The sequence below is a fragment of the Nitrospira sp. Ecomares 2.1 genome (assembly GCF_965152585.1).
On sequence record NZ_OZ224219.1, the window covers coordinates 861,852 to 883,349 of the forward strand.

Below are 21,498 nucleotides of genomic sequence, written 5' to 3' on the forward strand. Positions count from 1 at the left end.
GGTTCCGGCTTCATCGTTATACAGAGTAGATAACCAAAACTCTTAACCAAAAAATCCTCTAAGCCAGCTGAGACTATTGCCTTTATGAATGGATCAAAATAGAAAAACCACGCAATGGCTACCATGAGGTGACATTATGCAACGATCCCTAAAGGTTCAGCGCATTGAAGAGCTCTTGCTGAAAGACATTCACCTTTACGGAAAAGGGGATATACAAAAGTTATAGGCCTCGATCGGCGAAATGCCGATGCGCATGCATTCCGTGCCGAGGCACTAAAAGCGCTCAAAAGAGATCGAGAGGCTTTCATAAGTTTTGAAATGGCTTATAAATTGTATACTGCCAGAGCTAAGGACGGTATCCAAACAGGTCGTTCTTCCGGAGAGGTAAAAAAAAAGAGAGCAGAATTAAACTTCAACAGCTTGAGGCGACGGTTCCTGGACTTAAAACGAAGGTGATTTTAAAAAGAAAAGCGGGTGTGAGGTTACCGAAAAAACCTGCTCCAGGAATGAGAAAAAAGAAAGGCGGTGGAGGCGGGGGGTGGGCAGCGAGATATCGTAGATGTTTCAGAAAGGAGACAGTAGTTGTAACCAATGTTAAAGCGAAACCATCATATGGAGTTGTCAAGATTTTTTACTGCACCGACCGTCATCCTTCCAAAAAAAGTTCTGTTAATCAGGAATATGGATCAGAACGAGGGGAACTGGCTTATGGAAGCTGTGAGGTGAGCATTCCCCGTGATCATCGGCTCGGCCAACTTGAAAGGCCTTCGATTTTTCGATTTGAACTTAGAGAAAATCCTTCAAAACATGTCGTTTTGCGATCTGTTTCTAGCCAACCAATTGATAAATTCTTCTCCGACGTAAGCGGTCGTTTAAAAAAGTCATTAAATCGGGAGGCACTTATTTTTATTCACGGCTACTGTGTGAAATTCGATGAAGCTGCACGTAGGACTGCACAGTTGGCCTATGACTTAGGGTTTGACGGAGCCCCGATACTGTATAGTTGGCCATCTAAAGGGACCTTGCGAAGTTATCCGCATGACGAAAGTAATATTATATGGACAGTCCCGCATCTCAAAGCATTTCTCACAGATATTATCTCCAAAAGCAATGCTAAAACCATTCACCTCATTGCGCATAGCATGGGCAATAGAGCACTGACGGATTCCCTCCGAGAACTCGTCTTAGAAGGTTTCCAGAGAAAACTTGTACAAAAAATTAATCAAATCGTTCTCACTGCGCCCGATATTGATTCGGGAGTATTTATGAACATCGCACAACAAGTGGGAGAGGCCGGAAAACGCCTGACGCTCTATGCATCCTCTAATGATAAGGCCTTGAAAGTTTCAAAACAGTTCCATGGTTTTCGTAGGGCGGGTGATGCGGGAAGATCCATGCTTGTAATCCCTTCCCTTGATTCGATAGATGCTACTCGGGTAGATACAAGCTTTGTGGGGCACAGCTATTATGGTCATAACAAATCAGTGCTATCCGATTTATTTTATCTTTTGAGGGAGGGAAAGCCGCCAAGTGAAAGGTTCGGCCTACAGTCGCGGAAAATTAAGAAAGGTATTTACTGGGAGTTTTGCCCGTAAATTGAAGTCTCCCCCTTGCTATTGTTGAACCCCCCCAACACTCCGAATGGTTGTAGATATTAACCCATCGCGTTTCCGCTGAATTGATAAATTGATATGATGTTTGATCGCTGGTTTTTCTTGACGAATTTTGGTTACTCTTTCCCTCCAAATCACCTGGCTCTTTCAATTTAAGAACCTTTCTTCTAATTGTCAGGGTATACCCGATCCTTACCAATTGCCTTAAGACCCAAGCGATGGCAACCTAATAAGTTTGATATGAAAATAAGATGGAATTTGCTTGATATACTTGGTTATGCCAAGCGATTCGGCATTGTGCATGTCGATTTTGAGACGCTCGAACGAACGCCGAAGGATACCGCCAGGTATTATTCGAAAATTATCGAGTCCAATGGAGGAATTCTGGACGAACCCTTTCTTCCGGTTTCTTTGCATCTGCGTCATGGCTAGTCTGTCCCTACGAAATATTCACAAGAGTTTTGGCAAGACCGCCGTGTTGTCGGGCATTGACCTTGATGTTGCCGATGGGGAGTTTACGGTGATTGTCGGCCCTTCGGGTTGCGGCAAGTCAACCCTGTTGCGTACCGTCGCGGGGCTTGAGGAGATCGATAAAGGAACCATAAAGATCGGTGAGATCGATGTCTCGAGGCTTCCGCCTTCCGAGCGCGGTATTGCAATGGTGTTCCAGTCCTATGCGCTGTATCCGCATATGACCGTCTATGCCAATATGAGCTTCGGGATGAAAATTGCCGGAGCGTCTCCGGAAGAAATCGACCAGGCGGTGCGCGCGGCTGCCGAAACGCTCGGTCTGACGGCGCTGCTTGAGCGGAAACCGAAAGAACTTTCAGGTGGACAGCGTCAGCGCACGGCTATTGGCCGGGCGATCGTCAGGCGTCCGAGAATCTTCCTCTTTGATGAACCGCTTTCCAATCTGGATGCATCCCTTCGTGTGAAGATGCGTCATGAGATTGCCCGACTGCACGAGACGCTTGAAACCACCATGATCTATGTCACGCATGACCAGGTCGAGGCCATGACATTGGCGGATCGCATCGTGGTGCTCAGGGAAGGATGTATTGAACAGACGGGTTCCCCGCATGAATTGTATAAGTATCCTGTTAACCGCTTTGTGGCAGGCTTTATCGGATCGCCTGCCATGAATTTTCTGTCCGGGTTCGTGGTAGAAAGCCGCCCGGATATCACCACGGTCCGACTTGAAAGCGGAGCGATGATTCAGGTGAATGGCGTTGCCGGAGCATTACCCCCTGATACTCCGGTCACGCTGGGCATTCGTCCGGAGCATCTGACGCCGGGGGGTGATCACAACCTCATCGAGACGCAGATCAAGCTGGTGGAGCCACTCGGCAGCCATTCCTATGTCTATCTGGACACGCCGGATGCCGAGGACCAGCTGATATTCCGCGCATCCGGCGATTTTAGTTTTGCGAAGGGAGATAGGCTGACGGTGTGTATTGCGGCAGACCAATGCCATCTTTTCGGAAAAGACGGTAGGGAACTTCGGCAAAAACCTTCCGGAAACCTCACGACAAGTCAGGGAGATCACTGATGACGTTTTTCAAAAGAAGTCTGTTGACGTGTGTGTCTATTCTGGTCCTGCTGGTATTGCCCCTGAGAGCGGCGCTGGCAACATCGAATATACCGCCAAAGAACACCTGGCGGGTGACTGCTTCTTCGATTCAGAGCGATGAATTCCTTCCGGGGTATTTGGCAGATGGTGACATGGCGACCCGCTGGTCCAGTCAGGCTAAGGATGAGGAATGGGCTCTCATTGATCTTGGAGAGGTCGTGGAGATCACAGGCTTTACCCTGCATTGGGAGAACGGATTTTCGAGCAAATATAACCTTCTGATTTCGACCGATGCCAAGGTATGGACGACGGTCTATGAAAATAACGACAGTGACGGGCAGATGGATGATATTTATATCCAACCCATTTCCGGGAGATATGTCCGGCTGGATACCAGGGAGAGAGCAACCGCTTGGGGGAATTCTCTCTGGGAATTTGATATTAAGGGGATGGATGACCTTGTAGATATATCCGTGGTTGCCGGAGGCGGGGGTGATGTCAGGGTCATGATGGATGGTCGCAAGGATACCGTCTGGAAAAGCGACGCGGTCGACCGGGCTGAATTGCTCTTGGACCTGCGCAAGTCTAGAAGTATTACCGGGTTGCGCATTGACTGGGGCGAGCTCTATGCCGGTTCGGTGGACATGGCGATTTCCCTGGATGGGAAGGCATGGAATCAAGTCTCCTCCATCTCTGTTTCCGAGGGTTCACAGGGGCAATCCACTTTTGTGCCGCATCATGTCACCGAGGTCCGCTATATCAGGCTTGTGCTGGCTGATCCAATTAAAGCCGGGGGCGGTTTCGGGGTTGGGGATATTTCTTTGCGTGGTCCCAAGGAAGCCTTCACCCCTTTTATACAGTATCAATTTGATGCCCGAAGGGCTCCCTTCGGGGATTATCCCCCCCATCTCAGGGGATATCAGACCTACTGGACCCTGGTTGGTCTTCCAGTCGATACCGAGGAAAGTCTGTTTGATGAGTATGGCAATCTGGAATTCCAGGCCGATGCTCCCATGCTGATGCCCTTTATTCGAGAGGGTGAAAATCTGTATTCGGCTGCCGGAGCTAAAAAAATAACCCAACATTTGCAGGACGGGTACCTCCCGGTTCCCATCGTGCAATGGGAGACGGGAAACGGACTTCATTTCAGATCCGAGGCTATTACGAGCGGCCCTGTCGATGCCAGCATCACCTATGTGCGACATACCCTTGAAAATCGCTCCGATACTGAACGGAAGGGGGAAATCATCGTCACGGTCAGGCCAGCCCAGATTAATCCCGAGTGGCAACATGGCGGACTGTCGCCGATTAATTCGATCCGGTACAAGCACGAAACCGGGAAACCGGTGATTATCAACGGCAAGGACAGCTACCTCTCCCTCTCGCCTGCCGACAGTTTCCTCGCCCCGCAATATGCTCACGGAGATATTGGGAACGCTCTGCGAGGCAGGGTCGTCCTGGACGCAAGGGCAGATAAGCCAGGCGATACCATCTCTATTGGTGACGAGACCAGAACCGGTCTCCTCTCGGCAGCCTGGACGTATGCGTTTGATTTGAAACCCGGCGAAACCAAGGAGGTGGTGCTTGCGGCCCCCCTGCATGACACTCTTGAACATATGAAAACGGCCGCTGACTTCGGAAAGTTGCGCGAGGAGTATGTGACTTTCTGGACCGACAAGCTTGACCGTGTGGGATTTTCGCTTGCGGCGGAATCGGTCGTGAATACGGTGAAGTCGCAGGTAGCCTATATCCTGTTGAACAATGATGGCGTGGTCATTCAGCCCGGTGCCCGCAGCTATAACCGGACCTGGATGCGGGATGGCGCTATTATTTCCTCCACCCTCATGCGACTTGGTTTTTTCGAGGAAGTCAGGGGTTTTCTGAACTGGTATGCCGAACGTGTGGAACCTGATGGCCTCGTGCCTCCCATTCTCTTCACCAGCGGTGAGGTGTATGACGGCTGGGGCAGAAATATCGAATGGGACAGTCAGGGGCAATTCATCTATGCGATCATGGAGTATTATCGCTTTACGGGTGACAGGGATTTTCTGGAAAAGCATTTTGAAGCTGTTCACCGGGCGATGAAGTACATGGTCATCTTGCGGGAGCGTACGCTTGATCCGAAACATTATGAACATCTTGAGGCCGGTGAACGTCTGAAAGGCATTCTCCCCCCGTCCATCAGCCATGAAGGTTTCATTACCCCGATGCACAGTTATTGGGATGATTTTTGGGCTATACGCGGTTGGGCGGACGGTATTGAAATGGCGGAGATTCTGGGCCGGAAATTTTTAGCCGACTGGGCGAAGGAGGAGGCGAAAAATTTCAGTACAAGTGTCAGGGAGTCCATTGAAAAGACCATTGCCTGGAAGTCTCTCGACTATATCCCTGTGGATGCGGACAAAGGCACTCCTGATCCGACCTCCATTGCCATTGCCATGTTTCCCACTGAAGCCTGGCAGGTTCTGCCTGCCGATATCCTGGACAGGACATTCCGGGAATATTATCAAATGGTGAAAAAACGGGATGCCAGTTCTCTCCCCTATTCGTATACGCCATACGAGGTGCGCAATATTCTGGCTCTCGCAACTCTTGGGTATCGCAAGGAAGCTTTCCACTTGCATGAAATTCTCTTTAAGGGCAGGCGTCCGGCCAATTGGAATGAGTTTGCCGAGGTCGTCCTCTCCGACAGTCGGAAGGGTGTGTATATTGGTGATATGCCACATACGTGGGTCGGAGCGGGATATGTCAATTCTGTTCGTGGACTCATCGTGATGGAGGAGGACAACAGTAAAACCTTGAACCTGCTGTTTGGGACGCCACGTGAATGGCTGGTGGGCAATGGGATTACTCTTTCGAATTTTCCCACACATTTCGGAAACCTGATGATGCAGGCAAAGTGGGACGACAACGATCAGAAGCTGAGTCTGGATGTGGATATGCAAAAAGACATCGCCAGGAAGATTTATGTTCGCTGGCCAATCCATAAAGAGGGTAAGCCTGAGCAGGTGACCGTTGAGGGCGATGACAACTACCGCATTGATGATCACGGTATCTGGTTGTCAGGCAATAAATTCAAGTTGGTGGCCAAATGGTAAATGGCCGGTTTGATAAGGAGTAAAGAGTAAGGGTCAGGGGTGGGATGAATGACTGTAGCCTATGCCCCTGTCATGAAGGTATTCACCTGATTTTTTGCGGAGTCTTTGCCATGGCTTAGGATCTCCTTTTTCAGGACCCTCCTTTGTCGGTTGTCGTTCACCCGCTACCGGGGTTCATGTTCCTGGACGTGTCATAAATTTTGGAAGAACCGTGCCGCCGCATGCCTATGGGGAGTGTTGAATAATCCTAACTTCGATGGGCATATTGACTCACAGGCACGCTGCATATCAACAACCTCGGGTAAGCAATGCACCCGTCTGTCGAAACCCGGGCAACATGACAATTCACCAATCTACTGAAACGTAAGGAGATCGCTTGATGGGTATGGGTTGGCGTATAGGGAAGACAAAGAATCTGGCGATCATCGTGATGCTGTGTGTGATGGTGGTGGGCTTGCAAAGCCCCAATGTTGCGGGTGAGACCATTGGGCGGCACGCCAAGAATATGAGTTTTCCGTCGCAGTGCGCGGAAGAAGACAATGTGAATATTCCGGTCTATGGCGGCTATGTGTCCGACTATCAAATCACCGCGACCTTTCCTACCTACTATCCACTCAAACGTGGTCAGAAGGATCTCTGTATTGGGGATCTGACGAACTGTGAACAGGCGTGGGACATGAGGCCGACGGCGCAAATCGCCTACTACGATGCGGCGCAACAAAAGCTGAAATTTGTCTGGCAGTCGCCTGGCTTCTATTGGTATCCGATTGAAACCCCGGACGCGGTGAATGCGGAAGTGGGTCAATATGTGTCCCTGGCGTATCCGCCGACAGATCGCTATTGGGTAGGCTTAGGCTCGCCACCGGCCATGGCGTATTATGACGCGTTCAAACAAAATCTCATGTACATTGTCCGGGATGAAAATGGGAAGTGGCGGGAGCCTGAGATTGTCGATTCCACCGGCGATGTGGGGCAGTTTGTCTCGCTACGCATTAGCCGGGATAGGCGGCATCATGTGGTGTATTACGATGCGGATCACGGGGATTTAAAATATACCTACAAGAGCAATCCGGATGCGGTGGGCGGATGGGCACCCCCGACAATCCTGGATGCCACCGGCAATGTCGGGCAGCATGCCGCCATGGCGATCAGTCCATCGGGCCACCTGCATGTGGTGTACTACGATGCGGACAAGAAGGATTTGAAATACGTCACCAACGATGATACGCATGGATGGACGGCCCCCGTGGTCCTGGATGCCGTCGGGGATGTTGGAACCTACGCCTCAATGAGCGTGTATTATGAGGGTTGGACGGAGAAAATGAACGGAGCATATGAAGGTCATTATCCGCATGTTACGTATTACGATGCGAGCAACGGGAATTTAAAATATATCTATCAGGATAAACAGGGGTGGTCGACCCCGCTGGTGTTAGATGCGGCGGGAGATGTCGGTCAGTATTCGTCGACGGCGTTTGGTCCGGATGGGGCTTTGCATGTGGCCTATTATGATGCCACGAATAAGGATCTAAAATACCTTCATAAAGAATCTCCCTCGGCACAATGGCCGGTGGGGATCGTTCTTGATGCGGCGGGGGATGTCGGCCGGTATGCCTCGATTGGGGTTACGGCAAGAGGGAATCCGAATATTGCCTATTACGATGCCGACAAGCAGAGTTTGAAATTTCTGGCGAAAACGAAAACGACCGCACCGCAGTGGGACAATCCTCAGGTCATCGCATCAGGTTCCGCCGGTCAGTATGCGAGTTTAGTGACTTCGGGTTTTGTGGACATTGCCGATCTCGACGGTAAGGACATTTACAATGACGGCGATGTGGCGGTTCGAGTGATGGATGTATCCGGGTGGCCCTATGAATCGGGTATGGCTGTTAATATCGTGGGAGGGGCATCGGAGCCGGACCACGATTTCATCCAGTTCCTCAAACGAACGGACGATGATCATGCTCCCCCGCAAATATTTGTGCTCTATGCCAATGGATACGCACGGATTATCACGCAACCCCCGGTGGGACGGGAGGAGCGGGTCTGTTTCGGATCGTCGATGATCATTGGGCCGGCGGCAGAGGATCCCCTGTTTCCGTTCATTCCGATCGAAAAGTTGGATATCGATCCCCACACGATGACCATCAAGGTGCGGTATAAAAACGGATCGTCTGCGGTGCTGCAGCTTCAGGCCGAACCGGGCAAGACGACGGTACGGGTGACGGATGTGACGTACGATACCCTCACCGCGCCGTTTGTCACGATGCGGTCCATGTGGGTGGCCAATGATAATAGCGATATCTCCCGCATCCAAGCTGAATCATCGTCCGGTGTCGTGCAGACGTATACGATCGATCCGACGCATGAGGAATGGACCACTATCCCGGGAGATTCCTGGAGTTTTGACCGGCCTACCTATTCGCGGCATAATACCTCCTGCCCGGATTTCAAGATCGATGTGCTGGAACCAACGGGCTATTTCGTGACCCGGCAGGCGGAGGACTATCGCTCGGGGACCTTGAAGAAAACGTCCCGCAAGACGGCATCCGGGGGGCAAACGGTACAAGGGATGGGGGAAGCGACCTATGTGTTGAACCTGACCGAGGAGATTGCGAATCCGAGCATTCGTTTGCGATATCCCAAGGGCAAAGGCGCTGGTGATGTAGTCAATATCTCTGTTGATGGCCGAATCCAGTCGAAGATCGAAATGATTGATGAGGGTGCCATCGGTGAATATATGGTGACGCCAGAGATGCGATTATCACATCCACTTCCTGCCGGTTCCCATACGATACAATTGGAAGTGCAATCGAATACCGGAGCATTGGAATTGGACTATTTTGTCATCCACAGCCAGACCGAACATCCTGGTCAATAGCAGTCAGATGCTTCAAGATATTTCCTCCACCGCTGTTTGTGCCTCGGTACCGGTGTGCATCGGTGAAGATTGACCTTGCCCATGACGCGATGCCATTTCCTATGACCAGTCAACCTGAATGTATTTTGTGTGTTGGCAGTTGGTGGAACTTTAAGGAGCTGGTGCGGAAATTTATATTTTTTATATTTTCTCCACGCGATTTGTCCGATGAAAGTTGGATCATACCGAAATTGTAGCTCAAACCCTTCGACGTTACTTTCAGGCCAAGCTCTAGAAGGCTCCGTGCCTCTGCTTGTCATCCTCACCCGTTTATGGACCCCATCAGAATTCATTTGTTCAGAATGATGAGCGTTGTTGGGGGCATGTCAGGACGGTTGCATATTGCAGTCGGTTTGAATAGGCCAACCGCCTTCACTCCTGATCGTTTTGTCTCCACTGATTATTATCGTTTCTAGAATTCCGGCCCGCCCCACAAAGATGCCACGTGACTGTAGGCCGATATGCCGGCGGCATATTATTATTCAACATTTTTTATTCTATTCTGTTTTATTCTTTTAGGGATTTCTCTGAAAGGATTCTCAAAGTCCTGCCATACCCTCCTGTGAAGCGGCATGGGGTCGCTGAAAATAAGGAGGGAACACATGAAAGCGGTAATTGACAGAAAACGATGGTGGACGTTGGCGATGGGAAGTGGAGTGGCCGGGCTTCTGGCTTTTGCTGGAGCGGGTTTTTTGGGTGCAGGAGTCACCATTCCTGTCCCGGTAGCCTATGCTGAGGCAAATATCAATGATGGATGGGGCAATGGAGATCAATCCGGAAGCCTGATAGGGCTGGATCCGGAAGGAAAATTCACCCAAGCCTTTCCCCTTAAACACACGGATGTTTCTATTCAGGTCAGCGGCCCCCTGGCGCGGGCTCAGCTAACCCAGCAATTCGAAAATCCTTATCCCGACAAGATTGAAGCCGTCTATACCTTTCCCCTTCCACAATCGGCGGCGGTGGATGCGATGACGCTTACGGTTGGAGACCGGGTGGTGAAAGGGACGCTTAAAAAGCGAGAAGAGGCGAGAGCTATTTATGAAGCAGCGAAACGGCGAGGCCAAGTGGCGGGGCTCTTGGATCAAGAACGGCCGAATATTTTCACACAATCGGTCGCGAATATTCTTCCGGGGGAGAAGATTACGGTGACGATTAGTTACGTAGAGACGCTGTCCTATGACGATGGAGTCTATTCGGTGATGTTTCCGATGGTGGTGGGGCCGCGTTATATCCCGGGAAAACCCATAGCCCAAGTCCCAGCGCTCGGCGAGGGCTGGGCCTATGACACGGATCAGGTCCCGGATGCCTCCCATATTACGCCGCCTGTGTTGAAGCCGGGCACGCGATCAGGACATGACCTGTCGTTGTCCGTCAAGATCGATGCCGGAGTCTCGATTCAACATGTCCAATCTGCAACCCATGATATTGATGTGAGCAATTCACAAGCTTCTCAGGCGGAAGTCCACCTCAAACGGGAAGCGACTATTCCCAATAAAGATTTTATCCTGACCTATGCTGTGGCGGGGAATGATATTCACGATGCGGTCCTGACGCACCGAAATGGGGAAAATGGTTTTTTCACATTGCTGCTCCAGCCACCTGATCGGGTAAAGACTGATGAAGTCACACCCAAGGAATTGGTCTTCGTGTTGGATACCTCCGGGTCCATGTCGGGTTTTCCCATCGAAAAAGCAAAGGAAGCCATGCGCCTGGCCATCGACGGATTGAACCCCCGCGATAGGTTTAATCTCATCACGTTTGCGGGTGATACCCATATTCTGTTTCCCGAACCGGTTCCCGCAACACCGGCGAATATCCTGAAGGCCCAGAAGTTTCTGGTCTCACGGTCCGGTGGGGGTGGAACGGAAATGATGAAGGCCATTCGTGCGGCACTAGAACCCTCCGATTCGCAAGAACATGTTCGTATCGTGTGTTTCATGACGGATGGGTATATCGGCAACGATATGGCCATTCTGGGCGAAGTGCAGAAACATCCTTACGCCCGAATTTTTTCGTTCGGGATTGGTAGCAGCGTCAACCGGTTTTTATTGGACAGGATGGCCGAAAAAGGCCATGGAGAGGTGGAATATGTGGGTTTGAATGATGACGGCTCGGCAGCAGCCCGGCGCTTTCATGAACGGGTTCAACATCCGTTGCTCACGGATCTGTCCGTGGACTGGGAAGGGCTGGATGTGGCGGAGGTCTATCCAAAGCGACTCCCTGATTTGTTTAGCGCGAAACCGTTGGTGTTGACCGGTCGGTATACGACACCAGGCAAGGGCACGATACGGTTGCGCGGCAAGGTGGCAGGGCGTTCAGTGGTGCGGAATATTCCCGTCGATCTACCCGGTTTTGCTCCAGAGCATGATGTCCTGGCTTCTTTGTGGGCGCGAACAAAAATTGCGGAGCTGATGGCGCAGGACTTCGATGGTGTTCAGCAAGGAAACCCCCGGAAGGATGTACGGGAAGCCATCACGCAGTTGGGCTTGGATTTTCGGCTGATGACCCAGTTCACCTCATTTGTCGCGGTGGAAGAGTTGATTATCACGGAAGGTGGACAACCACGACGTGTAGAAGTGCCGGTGGAACTGCCGGAAGGGGTGAGCTACGAAGGCATTTTTGGAAGCGGTGACGAACAGGCAGGAATTTTTCGGCACCACCTGATGCAATCGCCAGCGACAATGAGTCGATCTTTTCTGAGAGGAAAGGTTGCCGGGGAATCCGTGGCCTCCAGCCCACCGGCTATGATGGATCGTGTTGAGCGTGAAAGGGATGATTCTCGTCGGAGGGACTCCTCCGACAAGATGGATTCCACACTCCAATCGTTGGTGGAACATGTGGAGAAAAAGTTCACGTTAGCCCAGGATGTGGCGCAACATGTCACCGATGGGAAGATATTACTTCAAGTCTGGTTGACGGATACCAATCCTGAGACCTTGGAGAAGTTGAAAGAACTGGACTTTGAAGTGGTAGCTCAGCCCAAGACGGGCACGCTTGTGATCGGGAGGCTGTCTGTTGAAAAATTAGATGCCTTCTCAAAATTGTCCGTAGTGCAGTATATCACGTTGCAACGTGCAGGAACGTAAAACCGAGGTGGTTAGAATCAGGCGGCTCGGGTATTTCATCCGAGCCGCTTTTTTTTTGCGTTATTCCTGGATGCCTTTAGCAGGAATCCATCTTTTCTACCCTGCTGAGTGAGTAAAATGGACGCCCGCCACAAAAGGCGATAGGCCTGAAAGACGATGTTCTTAAAGTTTCCTGAAAATTTCACAACCGGCTTGGATCAAAGCGCATTCTCATTGTGGGCATTACGTCATTTTTCTACTCAATAAAGGCGGTTGATGTCCCCAGGTCTGAGTGCGAAGGACACTTTGCCGATAAGTGAAAGCATAATAGTGAGCGTTTGAGTGCGTTTTTCGTGTGATAGCTATGACCCAATTATCTCAGAGCATTCCTCTGAAAAAACTTCCGGTTCTGGCGACGATTCGAGAAACCCTCATGGTTTCATGGCAGCATCGGATTAGATTGTTCCGCTGGATTATTGGATGCACCCTTATCGCCGGGACCCTTTGTTATCTCCAAGAGTACCTTGTCGTAAAGTACGTTTGGGCCAATAAGGACTGGAATCCTTTATCAGGTAGAATTTTCCTTTTTATTTTATCTGCATTTCCCACCCTAATGATTTCTGCAATGTTTTCGGTTTTTTGCCATCGTTTAGTTTTAGCAAACGGGGAGGGGAACTCCTTGAGTCGGATTGAATTTGGTAAACGCGAGTGGCGATTATTCTGTTGGAATTTAAATCTATGTTTGGCCGCAATTTTCATTGGCCTTCTTGCAATAATAGTCCGTTACCTTTCTCTGGAAATGTTGGAGAATTTAAAAGGGAATTATGGGGGCCTGGTGTTGATAAAAACATTCTTGGATAACTATTCATTGGATATTTTGTTCTATGGAGGATTTTCCTATCTTCTTGCACCCTATTGTCTGGTTCTTCCAGCAACTGCAGGTGATCTTAAGCCATCTTTGGCATGGTCATCCGAACAAACTAATGGGAATGAATTGAGGCTGGCACTATTATTTGGAGGCCTGCCGTTTGTTTTCGGGTTTTTGTACTGCCCTCCCTCGCTATTGACTTGGTTGGAAAGTGATCAAATGTTGATTGTGAAGCATGTGTTCAGGCCATTTCTTGTGTATTTGGTTACTCCGATCATCGTAATCGTGTTATCCATCGCGTTTCGTGAACTTACCAATTGGACTCCATCTTACTCCCATTCCGAAAAAGCCTCTTTAGCTTAAAGCCCCTTTGCGCAATTTTTTGTCCTGTTGCCAGTAACACATTGGTTTCAAAGGCATCTACCAGGCGGTTCGGACGGCATATTGGGTAATGAGTGGATCGGGGGTCAGGATGGTCAGTTCATGTTGGATGGCCTGGCAAATGAGCATACGGTCAAACGGGTCTTTATGAAGTGTAGGGAGTTTGGACAGGTGTCCGGTTGCGGCTTCTTCCAACCTGAGTGGGCTGATGCCATGCCGCTCACTGTTGAAGAATGAATTGATCCAACGGTGTGAGTAGGGGAATCTTACCCAGAGATTATTTCACGAAAATTTTCAAGACGGAATTCGGTCTCAGGAAAATTTCATGTGAGGGGGGTGAAAAATCTCTCCCGTCTCAACTGTGAAAGCGCCTTGTCGTCAGAAATGATCCACAGAAATGTGCAGGTATCCAGCAGAACCTTCACTCGGATTGTCTGGAAAACGCTTTGAGCAGTTCGTTGGGTAGGGGATTGAAAAAGCTAGTTGAACTCTTTGTGATGTGAAAAAAGGCAATTTTAAAATCGTTTTTACTTAAATAACGGCTATTTAAATCAGAAATAGCTAAAACGGAACTTCACCGGCGCGGAGTTTGATTAGAGCGTCTTTGACGAACTCCATGTCTTTGCTGCCGGGCTCCATGTTTTGTGCGGCGAGCGTCCAGGCGGCGTCGGTTTCCTGGCGGCGATTCAAATACCACAAGGCTAACCCTCGATACCAGTTGACGGCAGGTTGATTGGGAAGATCCGCCAGGACAATGTCGAAATGAGTGAGAGCCTGTTTGAAAATTTCCGGATCGTCAATTTGACGCGTTTCGATTTGGATAACGCCTAAATTGTAGTGGGCTTCATGCTGCTTCGGGTCCAGCTCCAAGACTTTTTCCCAGGCCTTCCTCGCCTCAGGGATACGATTCAAGGCCTGATAGGATCGCCCGGCCATGATTTGGCCTTGCAAGTCATCAGGATTCTCTTTGAGGCGTTTCTCCAGTTGGGCGACCATCTCCATGGGATTCGGGCCTCCTCCCATTTCCGCTTCAATAGCCATGAGTTTTTGTGCGGCTTTGAACTGAAGCGCCCCGTAAATGCCGACGGAGGCCAATAAGACCACCAGGCCTGAGGCGATGGTCGGAATCCAGTTTATTCGTTTCGAGGCGGCGGAATGCTGTTCGCTGGTTTCGTCGTGAACGACGTCCTTGAAGGTGTCCAGCCGGTCTAATAGATTGAGTAGACGGCGTTCGTCGGTGGCTTTCAACCGTTCGTAGTCAGTCGGGTCCATCCTTCCCTGTGATAGTTCCATTTCGAGGTCCTGTAGAGAGCGGACCACCGTTTCCCGTTCGATTTGAAGGTCAAGGAGTTCCTGAGCCCGGTCATCGTCCAGGCCAAAGGAGACCGGTGAAGGATCCCGCCGCCAAAATGGAAGAGTAAGGGAGGCAAGCACAATCCCCAGGATAACCACAAACGGAATCACGAAAATGGCGAGAGTCGACATACGGGATTGAGACTATTCAGGACTCAAGTTCACGCTCGATACGTTTTCGAGCCTGATCGTCCAATGGCGGTTCAGGTTGGCTGGGTGGAGTGGGCGTATCACGGACCCAATGAGTGACTTCCTTGTAAAGAAAGAATCCCCCGACGACGAGCAGGAGAAACGGCGCCAGCCAGATGAGCCAATTGACGCCATGTTTTGGGGGTTCCATGAGGATATAGTCCCCGTAGCGGCTGAGGAAATAGGCGCGAATCTCTTCCGTATTGTGTCCCAGGGCGATGCGATCACGAATCACTCCACGCATCTGTTGGGCCAGCGGTGCGCCGGATTCCCAAATATTTTCCGTTTGGCAGACGGTGCAGCGGAGGGTTTTGGCAATTTCCCTGACCTGAATGTCGACGTCCGTTTCGTCCTGCACGGCAGCGAATAACGGAAGAGGAATGGTCAATAGCGCCACAAGGCACCAGGTAAGTCGAATGGGCATTAGGACGTCGTCGTTGTGGTGGGTTGAGCTTTGAGCAACGGGGCAATGACTTTTTGTGTGATGTTGGTATAGACCTCACCGGTGATCGGGCCGACCCATTTATGGCGGATTTTCCCCTGTTGATCAATCACAAATGTTTCGGGTACCCCATAGACCCCGTAATCAATGGCCAATTGTCCTTTGAGGTCACGGACATGGGAAAACGTTGAGCCGTATTCCTTTAAATATTTTTGGGCATCCGGTAATTCGTCCTGATAATTCACCCCCAGCATCACGAATTCGGGATTATCTTTAAAGAGTTGATGCAGCTGTAAGATGCTTTCGTGCTCCACCTTGCATTCATAACACCATGACGCCCAGAAATTAAGCAGGACCACTTTCCCCTTGAATTGTTCCAAAGAGATCGTTTGTCCCGTTTCCACATCCGGTCCTTCAAAGTTGGGAGCATCGGTTTCAATCAGGACAGTGGGAATGTGTCGTGGATCTCCCCAGAGCCCCTGGTAAAACAAGGCGAACAGTCCTAACAGGCAGAGGATCAGTGTCAATTGCCAGCCTTTACTCATTCTTCCTTCTTTCGGGGCCGGAGGATATTCAAAATCACGCCGAGCCCCATGATGACACCGCCCCCCCATACCCACAGAACCAGTGGATTGAGCACTCCACGCGCGACAGCCACGCCGTCTTCGGATACCTCGGGCATGGTCAGAAAGACGTGCCCCATGTTCGTCGCATAAATGGCCGATTCCGTGGTAGGCGTTTGAGTGGCCGAATAGATTCGCTTTTGGGGCCGGAGCTCCGTAATCAAATCCTCTCCCTTAAATACTTGAAAGACGCCTTCCTGGGCATTCCAATTCCCGCCGGCCACTTCGTGAATTTTCGCCAGTTTCATCCGATAGTCCCCGATCGCGAATTCGTCTCCCACGCGCATCGAGACGACTTTTTCCGTTTGATACACGGTGGAGGCAATGATGCCGACGACTAGGACGAGGACCCCGATATGGGTGAGCATGCTGGCATATCGTCGTTGGTTGGCGGTAAAGGCCGCTAGACCGCCCTGGAAGATATTACTCCCGTTCCGCTGCGCATACAGTTGCGAAATTTTTCCAAAGTCCAGGACGATTGCCATGCCGGCGAAGGTCACCACATACCCTCCTGCCAGGGCATAAAGGTTATGAATGCCGGTCACAAATAGCAGGACGACAATTACCGCTCCTGCGAGAAGGGGTGTGGAGAAACTTTTTTTCAGGCTGGCCACCGACGCTTTGCGCCAGGGGATATAGGGACCGATTCCCATGAGAAATAACAATCCCAGGGCAATGGGCATAAACACCGCATTGTAATAGGGGGGACCCACGGTCACCTTGGCGTCCTGCAGTGTTTCGAGGATTAATGGATAGAGGGTGCCCAGAAAGACCGTGGCGGCAGCCACCAGAAAGAATAGATTATTGAAGAGGAAGATCGATTCACGGGAAACCAACGAATCCATCTCGACTTGTGATTTCAATTTATTGGATCTCAGGATTAATGCGCCGAAGGCGATCCCGATGACGGTGCCGACGAAGATGAGAATATACAGACCGCGCTCAGGATCCGTGGCAAAGGAATGGACCGAAGTGAGCACGCCGCTCCGCACAAGAAAGGTCCCGATCAGAGACAAAGAAAAGGTGACGATGATGAGGAAGAGATTCCAGACTTTGAACATCTTCCGCTTTTCCTGCACCAGAACGGAATGCAGGTAGGCGGTACCCACCAGCCAGGGCATAAACGACGCGTTTTCGACCGGATCCCAGCCCCAATAGCCGCCCCAACCCAGTTCGTAATAGGCCCAATAGCCGCCGAGCAGGATGCCGGTTGTCAGGCACATCCAGGCAAACATGCTCCATCGCTGTGTTACCTTGATCCATTCTTCTCCTAACCGTCCGGAAAATAATGCGGCCATGGCAAAGGAAAAGGGAATGGAAAATCCCACATAGCCCATGTAGAGCATGGGTGGGTGCATGACCATCGCGGGGTCTTGCAGTAACGGATTCAGGTCTTTGCCATCGAGAGGAACAGGTAGAAGCCGTTCAAAAGGACTGGAGAGAAAAACAATTAAACATAAAAAACCGAAGATGATGGCCGATTCCACGGCAATCAAATACGGCATAATGGTGGGCTGAGTGCGCCAATGCAGCCAGACGGCCAAGGTGCTGAAGACGGAAAGTATGAAGACCCAGAGCAGGAGCGAGCCTTCATGTCCGCCCCACACCGCCGCGACCGTATAGAAAAACGGGAGTTTCGAATTTGAATTGTTGGCGACATAGAGAACCGAGAAGTCCCGGATGATAAAGGCATAGACCAATGAGAGCATACCCACACCCAGCAAGACAAAGATGAGGGTGATAGCCATGCGCCCGGAACGGGCCCAATCGGGATTGCGTGTTTTGAGGGCCAGCGCGGCGCTGGCCATGCCAAAGACTGACAGCACCAGGGCAACAATGGTCGAAAAATGTCCAATTTCAATAATCATAGAGAATGGCGAACAGGGTTAGGGAGAGAGGGTTTTCATGAAATCTTTTTTGGGAAGTTCCACACCTGCTTGTTTGAGTTCCATGGGCATGTAGTCCTCGGAATGCTTGGCCATGATCATCGTGGAATGAAACGTCCGGCCGTCCCGCCATTGGCCTTCCACCACCGCCCCTTGTCCCTCCTTAAACAAATCCGGGGGAATACCCTGAAATGCCACAGGAATAGTCGAGGCACCATCTGTGAGCTCAAAGGTTAGCCCTACCGGCTCGGGTTGGGTTTTGAGACTGCCTTTGACCACCATGCCACCCACACGAACTTTTTTGCTGTAGGCTTCGGCGGTAAAGGCTTTTACCTCAGAGGGAGTCACGAAGTACACAATATTTTCCCCGAAATTCCCAAACGCGAGATAGCCGAGCGAACCGGCAACCAGGAGTATGCTGACAATAATGGCGATTTTTTTATTCTTTGTACCCAAGGGAGTCTGCCTCTGGTTCGTAAAGTTTGGATTCTTTGATCTCTTTAAATAAAACCATGACTCTTTGGCTCATGGCAAATACCATCCACCCCAAGGCCAGGACGGAAATCAGGTAGGCCGCGGCCACAAATCCAAAATTATTAATTAACGCGGTGTCCTGCGCGCGAAAAATCTGTGCCTGGCTGTCCCAGCGCCCGATGAGAACCAGGGTTTTCAATTCGCGAATGTTTTCCAGGGGAGGACCTTGGTATTCCACTGCAAGACTGGTATCCCCATCCACAAATTCAAATGTGGCCTGCCCATGTTCTACGTCACCCTGCAAGGTACCACTTTTGACCATCCCTTGTATCCTGACCGGTTGGGTAACCGGAGGACTGCTCAAAAGCGTTTCCATGGACAATGTGGATAAGTGTTGCTGGTAGTGCTGATAGGTCAGGATGGCGAGTAGGAGGGTTGCCCCCAGAATCAACGCCCAGCGTGTGTATAACCCGGTCATGGAGTCGTCTGAGAAAAATGGGTCTGACTGAGAAAGCGACCTTTTTTGGCAAGCAATAAGTCAGTCAAGTACAAAATTTGAGTGCGGACCATTACCATATAGGCAAACAATAACCAACAGCCAATGCTCATTAACGTCAGGGGGACCAGAATGTCTTCTGAAATGCTGACTCCTCTGGTGGAGAACGACATGGGTTGGTGGAGTGTTCTCCACCATTCCACCGAAAATTTTATGATGGGCAGATCGATGCCTCCGACAATAGCCAGAATTGCGGCATAGCGGCCGCCCTGAACCCGGTCATCCACGAGGCGCCGAAGCATGATGTACCCCCCTAAAATCAGGAGAAGCACCGTAAACGAGACGAGGCGTGGGTCCCAGGTCCACCAGGTGTTCCATGTGGGCTTGGCCCAGATCGAACCGGTGACGAGGGCCAGTGAGGTGAAGAGGGCACAAATGCTCGCCGAGGCCTGGCACATATTATCCACAAGCGGATCCCGCTTCCACAAATACCAGATACTCCCGAAAAATAATACGGAATAGGCCAGCGTGCTTGTGTGAGCCAGGGGCACATGGACATACATGATCCGGACCAGTTCCCCTTGATAATAATCAGGCGGTGAGGCGAGCAGGCCGATATACAAGCCTAAAAAAATGCAGAGAGCAGCCCCTCCGCCAAACCACCCTTTATAGCGTTGAATCTGACGAATTATGCGATTGATCATGTGCTGTATTGTAAAGAGAGATTCCTCAGGGGGAAAGGTCCGTAGGAACTAGACTTTTAAGCCGTTTTCAACATTTACGAGTCGAGGATGAATTCAAATAGCCAGAATGAGACGACGGTGAAAATAATGTCAAAGATGATCAGAAGTTGGATCCATTGCGAGTAAAAGGAAAATGGATCTCCACTTAACGCCCCTCGCGTGGCTTCCACGGCCGCGATCATGACTGGAACTGCCAGGGGAAGGAGCAGGACGGGGAGCATGACTTCCCGGGCTCGAATCTGAACGGTTAAGGCTGAAAAGAGTGTTCCGACGGCGGATAACCCCAAGGTGGCCAGGAAAAATATTATCAAAAGGGTTCCTACGGCTTCAATGACATCCAGATTAAAGAATAAGACGAACAAGGGAAATAAGAGGATTTCGACTGAGAGCATGAAGAGGAAATTGGCCGCGACTTTTCCGAGATAAATGGCGCCCTTGGGAGCGGGGCACATTTGCAGGGACTCCAGACAATCGTTTTGCAATTCCGAGGTGAAGGATTTCCCTAAGCCGATAATGCCCGTAAAGGTAAAGGCAACCCAGATGATTCCCGCAATCAGTTGGCGTGCCGCATCCTGGTCCATGGAAAAGCTGAAGCTAAACACCAGAATGACAATGAGGGCGAAGAATAGCATCGACGACATGGTTTCCCGTGTCCGCCATTCACTGATCAGGTCCTTCCAGATGACCCAGCGAATTGTGTTAAAAAATGGCATCGGTGGTGAGTTGCTCAGGGGAGAGAAGTTGAAGGTGTCCGCCTTTGAGAATCCCGCCACGTGTAGCGATTTGGGTGGCCTTGTCACGGTCATGCGTGGTCATGAACACGGTGCCGGCACGGTCCAGCGTTTCCTGGATGAGCTGGTTGGTGATCGCCACCCCGTCATGATCCAGGGCGTTGTAGGGCTCATCGAGTAGCAGCAGTTGTGGCTGAGCGAGAATGGTTTTGGCGAAATCCAATCGTTTTTTCATCCCGGCCGAATATTGACGTATTTTGAGGTCCGCAAAGGCCCCGATTCCTGTTCGATCCAGTGCCCGTTTGATCTGAGGCGGGGAAGGGGTTTGACCACGCATGCCCAGGGCAAATTGGAGATTTTCGGTGGCACTGAGTTCATCATATAAATGGGACCCATGGGCGATGAGCATGATGATTTCTCGAACGGTATCCTTCTGTGCCACGCCATCCTGTCCAAAAATGGTAAACTGACCATGAGACGGCGCTTGGAGGGTGGCTAAAATACGGAGTAACGTCGTTTTCCCTGCCCCGTTGGGGCCAAATAAGGCAAAGCACTCTCCCGGATGAATGTCAAAAGACAGATCCTCAAAAATACGATAGAAACCGTAAGCTTTGGAGAGGTTGCTGACCTGGATGGCGATCATGTCATGGTATGAGACTTGGAAAAGTTAGCCTTGCAGTCTACGAAATGTATTGGAGGTTGTCTAGGAATGTAACAAGATGTTGGAAACAGTCGCTAGCGATGGGCTTTCAATATTCATAGATTTCCAGGTCTCGCAGGTTATGGGGTTTCGTTGCGGGATGCGGCCTTGTCGGGTAAATTGAAAGACATCTTTGGCAATCCGATTTTCGTCGAGACCATGTCATATTTCAGGGCCTCCTCAAAAATAGGTAATTGGCAGACAACAAATACCATAAAACTCAAATAATCCTGGTGGGTTGCCTTATATAGAGTGAGCATCGCGTTGACGATGAAATTTATCGGGTCTTATGATGACGGTTGGTTGAAGGAGATTTCCGGTATCGTGAATCGGGGATTGCTTGAAT

17 protein-coding genes are annotated in these 21,498 nt (G+C 50.6%); 7 read left to right on the forward strand and 10 right to left on the reverse strand.

The features are described from left to right. The first annotated feature begins 476 nt into the window (after nucleotides 1–476). The 7 genes from ACWHYD_RS03965 to ACWHYD_RS03995 all read left to right on the forward strand — a co-directional run bounded on the left by ACWHYD_RS03965 (nucleotide 477) and on the right by ACWHYD_RS03995 (nucleotide 13,497). Nucleotides 477–1,595 (forward strand): alpha/beta hydrolase, encoded by a 1,119-nt coding sequence (locus tag ACWHYD_RS03965; RefSeq protein WP_447964620.1) that lies wholly within the window; start codon nucleotides 477–479, stop codon nucleotides 1,593–1,595. 258 nt (nucleotides 1,596–1,853) lie between these two features. After that, nucleotides 1,854–2,045 (forward strand): family 1 glycosylhydrolase, encoded by a 192-nt coding sequence (locus tag ACWHYD_RS03970; protein WP_447964621.1) that lies wholly within the window; start codon nucleotides 1,854–1,856, stop codon nucleotides 2,043–2,045. Then, the gene (locus tag ACWHYD_RS03975; RefSeq protein ID WP_447964622.1) at nucleotides 2,038–3,162 is read left to right on the forward strand and encodes an ABC transporter ATP-binding protein; all 1,125 of its coding nucleotides are present in this window, start codon (nucleotides 2,038–2,040) and stop codon (nucleotides 3,160–3,162) included. Before ACWHYD_RS03970 ends, ACWHYD_RS03975 begins: the two co-directional genes overlap by 8 nt. Next, nucleotides 3,162–6,281 (forward strand): discoidin domain-containing protein, encoded by a 3,120-nt coding sequence (locus tag ACWHYD_RS03980; protein ID WP_447964623.1) that lies wholly within the window; start codon nucleotides 3,162–3,164, stop codon nucleotides 6,279–6,281. Before ACWHYD_RS03975 ends, ACWHYD_RS03980 begins: the two co-directional genes overlap by 1 nt. Before the next feature lie 379 nt (nucleotides 6,282–6,660). After that, nucleotides 6,661–9,162: a sialidase family protein gene (locus ACWHYD_RS03985; protein WP_447964624.1), complete on the forward strand. Its 2,502-nt coding sequence runs from the start codon at nucleotides 6,661–6,663 to the stop codon at nucleotides 9,160–9,162. Nucleotides 9,163–9,803: 641 nt separating this feature from the next. After that, nucleotides 9,804–12,287, forward strand: a complete 2,484-nt coding sequence (locus ACWHYD_RS03990; protein WP_447964625.1) for a VIT domain-containing protein — start codon at nucleotides 9,804–9,806, stop codon at nucleotides 12,285–12,287. Nucleotides 12,288–13,104: 817 nt separating this feature from the next. Then, entirely contained in the window at nucleotides 13,105–13,497 is a 393-nt protein-coding gene (locus ACWHYD_RS03995; protein WP_447964626.1) for a hypothetical protein, read from the forward strand. Between the two features lie 57 nt (nucleotides 13,498–13,554). Here the strand turns inward: ACWHYD_RS03995 and ACWHYD_RS04000 are convergent, their stop codons facing one another. The 10 genes from ACWHYD_RS04000 to ccmA all read right to left on the reverse strand — a co-directional run bounded on the left by ACWHYD_RS04000 (nucleotide 13,555) and on the right by ccmA (nucleotide 21,095). Further along, nucleotides 13,555–13,710 (reverse strand): hypothetical protein, encoded by a 156-nt coding sequence (locus ACWHYD_RS04000; protein ID WP_447964627.1) that lies wholly within the window; start codon nucleotides 13,708–13,710, stop codon nucleotides 13,555–13,557. 366 nt (nucleotides 13,711–14,076) lie between these two features. Beyond that, nucleotides 14,077–15,000, reverse strand: a complete 924-nt coding sequence (locus ACWHYD_RS04005) for a tetratricopeptide repeat protein (RefSeq protein ID WP_447964628.1) — start codon at nucleotides 14,998–15,000, stop codon at nucleotides 14,077–14,079. Between the two features lie 16 nt (nucleotides 15,001–15,016). Next, the gene (locus ACWHYD_RS04010) at nucleotides 15,017–15,481 is read right to left on the reverse strand and encodes a cytochrome c-type biogenesis protein (protein ID WP_447964629.1); all 465 of its coding nucleotides are present in this window, start codon (nucleotides 15,479–15,481) and stop codon (nucleotides 15,017–15,019) included. Next, complete coding sequence (locus ACWHYD_RS04015) at nucleotides 15,481–16,044, reverse strand: redoxin domain-containing protein (protein WP_447964630.1); 564 nt, start codon at nucleotides 16,042–16,044, stop codon at nucleotides 15,481–15,483. Before ACWHYD_RS04015 ends, ACWHYD_RS04010 begins: the two co-directional genes overlap by 1 nt. Next, complete coding sequence (locus ACWHYD_RS04020; RefSeq protein WP_447964631.1) at nucleotides 16,041–17,990, reverse strand: heme lyase CcmF/NrfE family subunit; 1,950 nt, start codon at nucleotides 17,988–17,990, stop codon at nucleotides 16,041–16,043. The genes ACWHYD_RS04015 and ACWHYD_RS04020 overlap by 4 nt, the downstream gene beginning before the upstream one ends. Nucleotides 17,991–18,008: 18 nt before the next feature. Then, on the reverse strand, nucleotides 18,009–18,464 hold the full coding sequence (ccmE, locus tag ACWHYD_RS04025; protein ID WP_447964632.1) for a cytochrome c maturation protein CcmE: 456 nt from the start codon (nucleotides 18,462–18,464) through the stop codon (nucleotides 18,009–18,011). Then, nucleotides 18,448–18,960: a cytochrome c maturation protein CcmE domain-containing protein gene (locus ACWHYD_RS04030; protein ID WP_447964633.1), complete on the reverse strand. Its 513-nt coding sequence runs from the start codon at nucleotides 18,958–18,960 to the stop codon at nucleotides 18,448–18,450. The genes ccmE and ACWHYD_RS04030 overlap by 17 nt, the downstream gene beginning before the upstream one ends. Next, entirely contained in the window at nucleotides 18,957–19,682 is a 726-nt protein-coding gene (gene ccmC, locus ACWHYD_RS04035; protein ID WP_447964634.1) for a heme ABC transporter permease CcmC, read from the reverse strand. Before ccmC ends, ACWHYD_RS04030 begins: the two co-directional genes overlap by 4 nt. Nucleotides 19,683–19,756: 74 nt before the next feature. Then, a complete protein-coding gene (locus tag ACWHYD_RS04040; RefSeq protein WP_447964635.1) occupies nucleotides 19,757–20,434 on the reverse strand; it encodes a heme exporter protein CcmB in 678 nt (225 codons plus the stop codon). Next, nucleotides 20,421–21,095 (reverse strand): heme ABC exporter ATP-binding protein CcmA, encoded by a 675-nt coding sequence (gene ccmA / locus ACWHYD_RS04045; RefSeq protein ID WP_447964636.1) that lies wholly within the window; start codon nucleotides 21,093–21,095, stop codon nucleotides 20,421–20,423. Before ccmA ends, ACWHYD_RS04040 begins: the two co-directional genes overlap by 14 nt. Nucleotides 21,096–21,498: the final 403 nt, after the last annotated feature.

Bases quoted from the DNA above. Each gene is read 5' to 3' on its own strand.
- ACWHYD_RS03970 (WP_447964621.1), top strand. From the start codon at position 1,854: ATGAAAATAAGATGGAATTTGCTTGATATACTTGGTTATGCCAAGCGA.
- ACWHYD_RS03980 (WP_447964623.1), top strand. From the start codon at position 3,162: ATGACGTTTTTCAAAAGAAGTCTGTTGACGTGTGTGTCTATTCTGGTC.
- ACWHYD_RS03975 (WP_447964622.1), top strand. From the start codon at position 2,038: ATGGCTAGTCTGTCCCTACGAAATATTCACAAGAGTTTTGGCAAGACC.
- ACWHYD_RS04020 (WP_447964631.1), bottom strand. From the start codon at position 17,990: ATGATTATTGAAATTGGACATTTTTCGACCATTGTTGCCCTGGTGCTG.
- ACWHYD_RS04010 (WP_447964629.1), bottom strand. From the start codon at position 15,481: ATGCCCATTCGACTTACCTGGTGCCTTGTGGCGCTATTGACCATTCCT.
- ACWHYD_RS03985 (WP_447964624.1), top strand. From the start codon at position 6,661: ATGGGTATGGGTTGGCGTATAGGGAAGACAAAGAATCTGGCGATCATC.
- ccmA (WP_447964636.1), bottom strand. From the start codon at position 21,095: ATGATCGCCATCCAGGTCAGCAACCTCTCCAAAGCTTACGGTTTCTAT.
- ACWHYD_RS04005 (WP_447964628.1), bottom strand. From the start codon at position 15,000: ATGTCGACTCTCGCCATTTTCGTGATTCCGTTTGTGGTTATCCTGGGG.
- ACWHYD_RS03990 (WP_447964625.1), top strand. From the start codon at position 9,804: ATGAAAGCGGTAATTGACAGAAAACGATGGTGGACGTTGGCGATGGGA.
- ACWHYD_RS04040 (WP_447964635.1), bottom strand. From the start codon at position 20,434: ATGCCATTTTTTAACACAATTCGCTGGGTCATCTGGAAGGACCTGATC.
- ACWHYD_RS04015 (WP_447964630.1), bottom strand. From the start codon at position 16,044: ATGAGTAAAGGCTGGCAATTGACACTGATCCTCTGCCTGTTAGGACTG.
- ACWHYD_RS04030 (WP_447964633.1), bottom strand. From the start codon at position 18,960: ATGACCGGGTTATACACACGCTGGGCGTTGATTCTGGGGGCAACCCTC.
- ccmC (WP_447964634.1), bottom strand. From the start codon at position 19,682: ATGATCAATCGCATAATTCGTCAGATTCAACGCTATAAAGGGTGGTTT.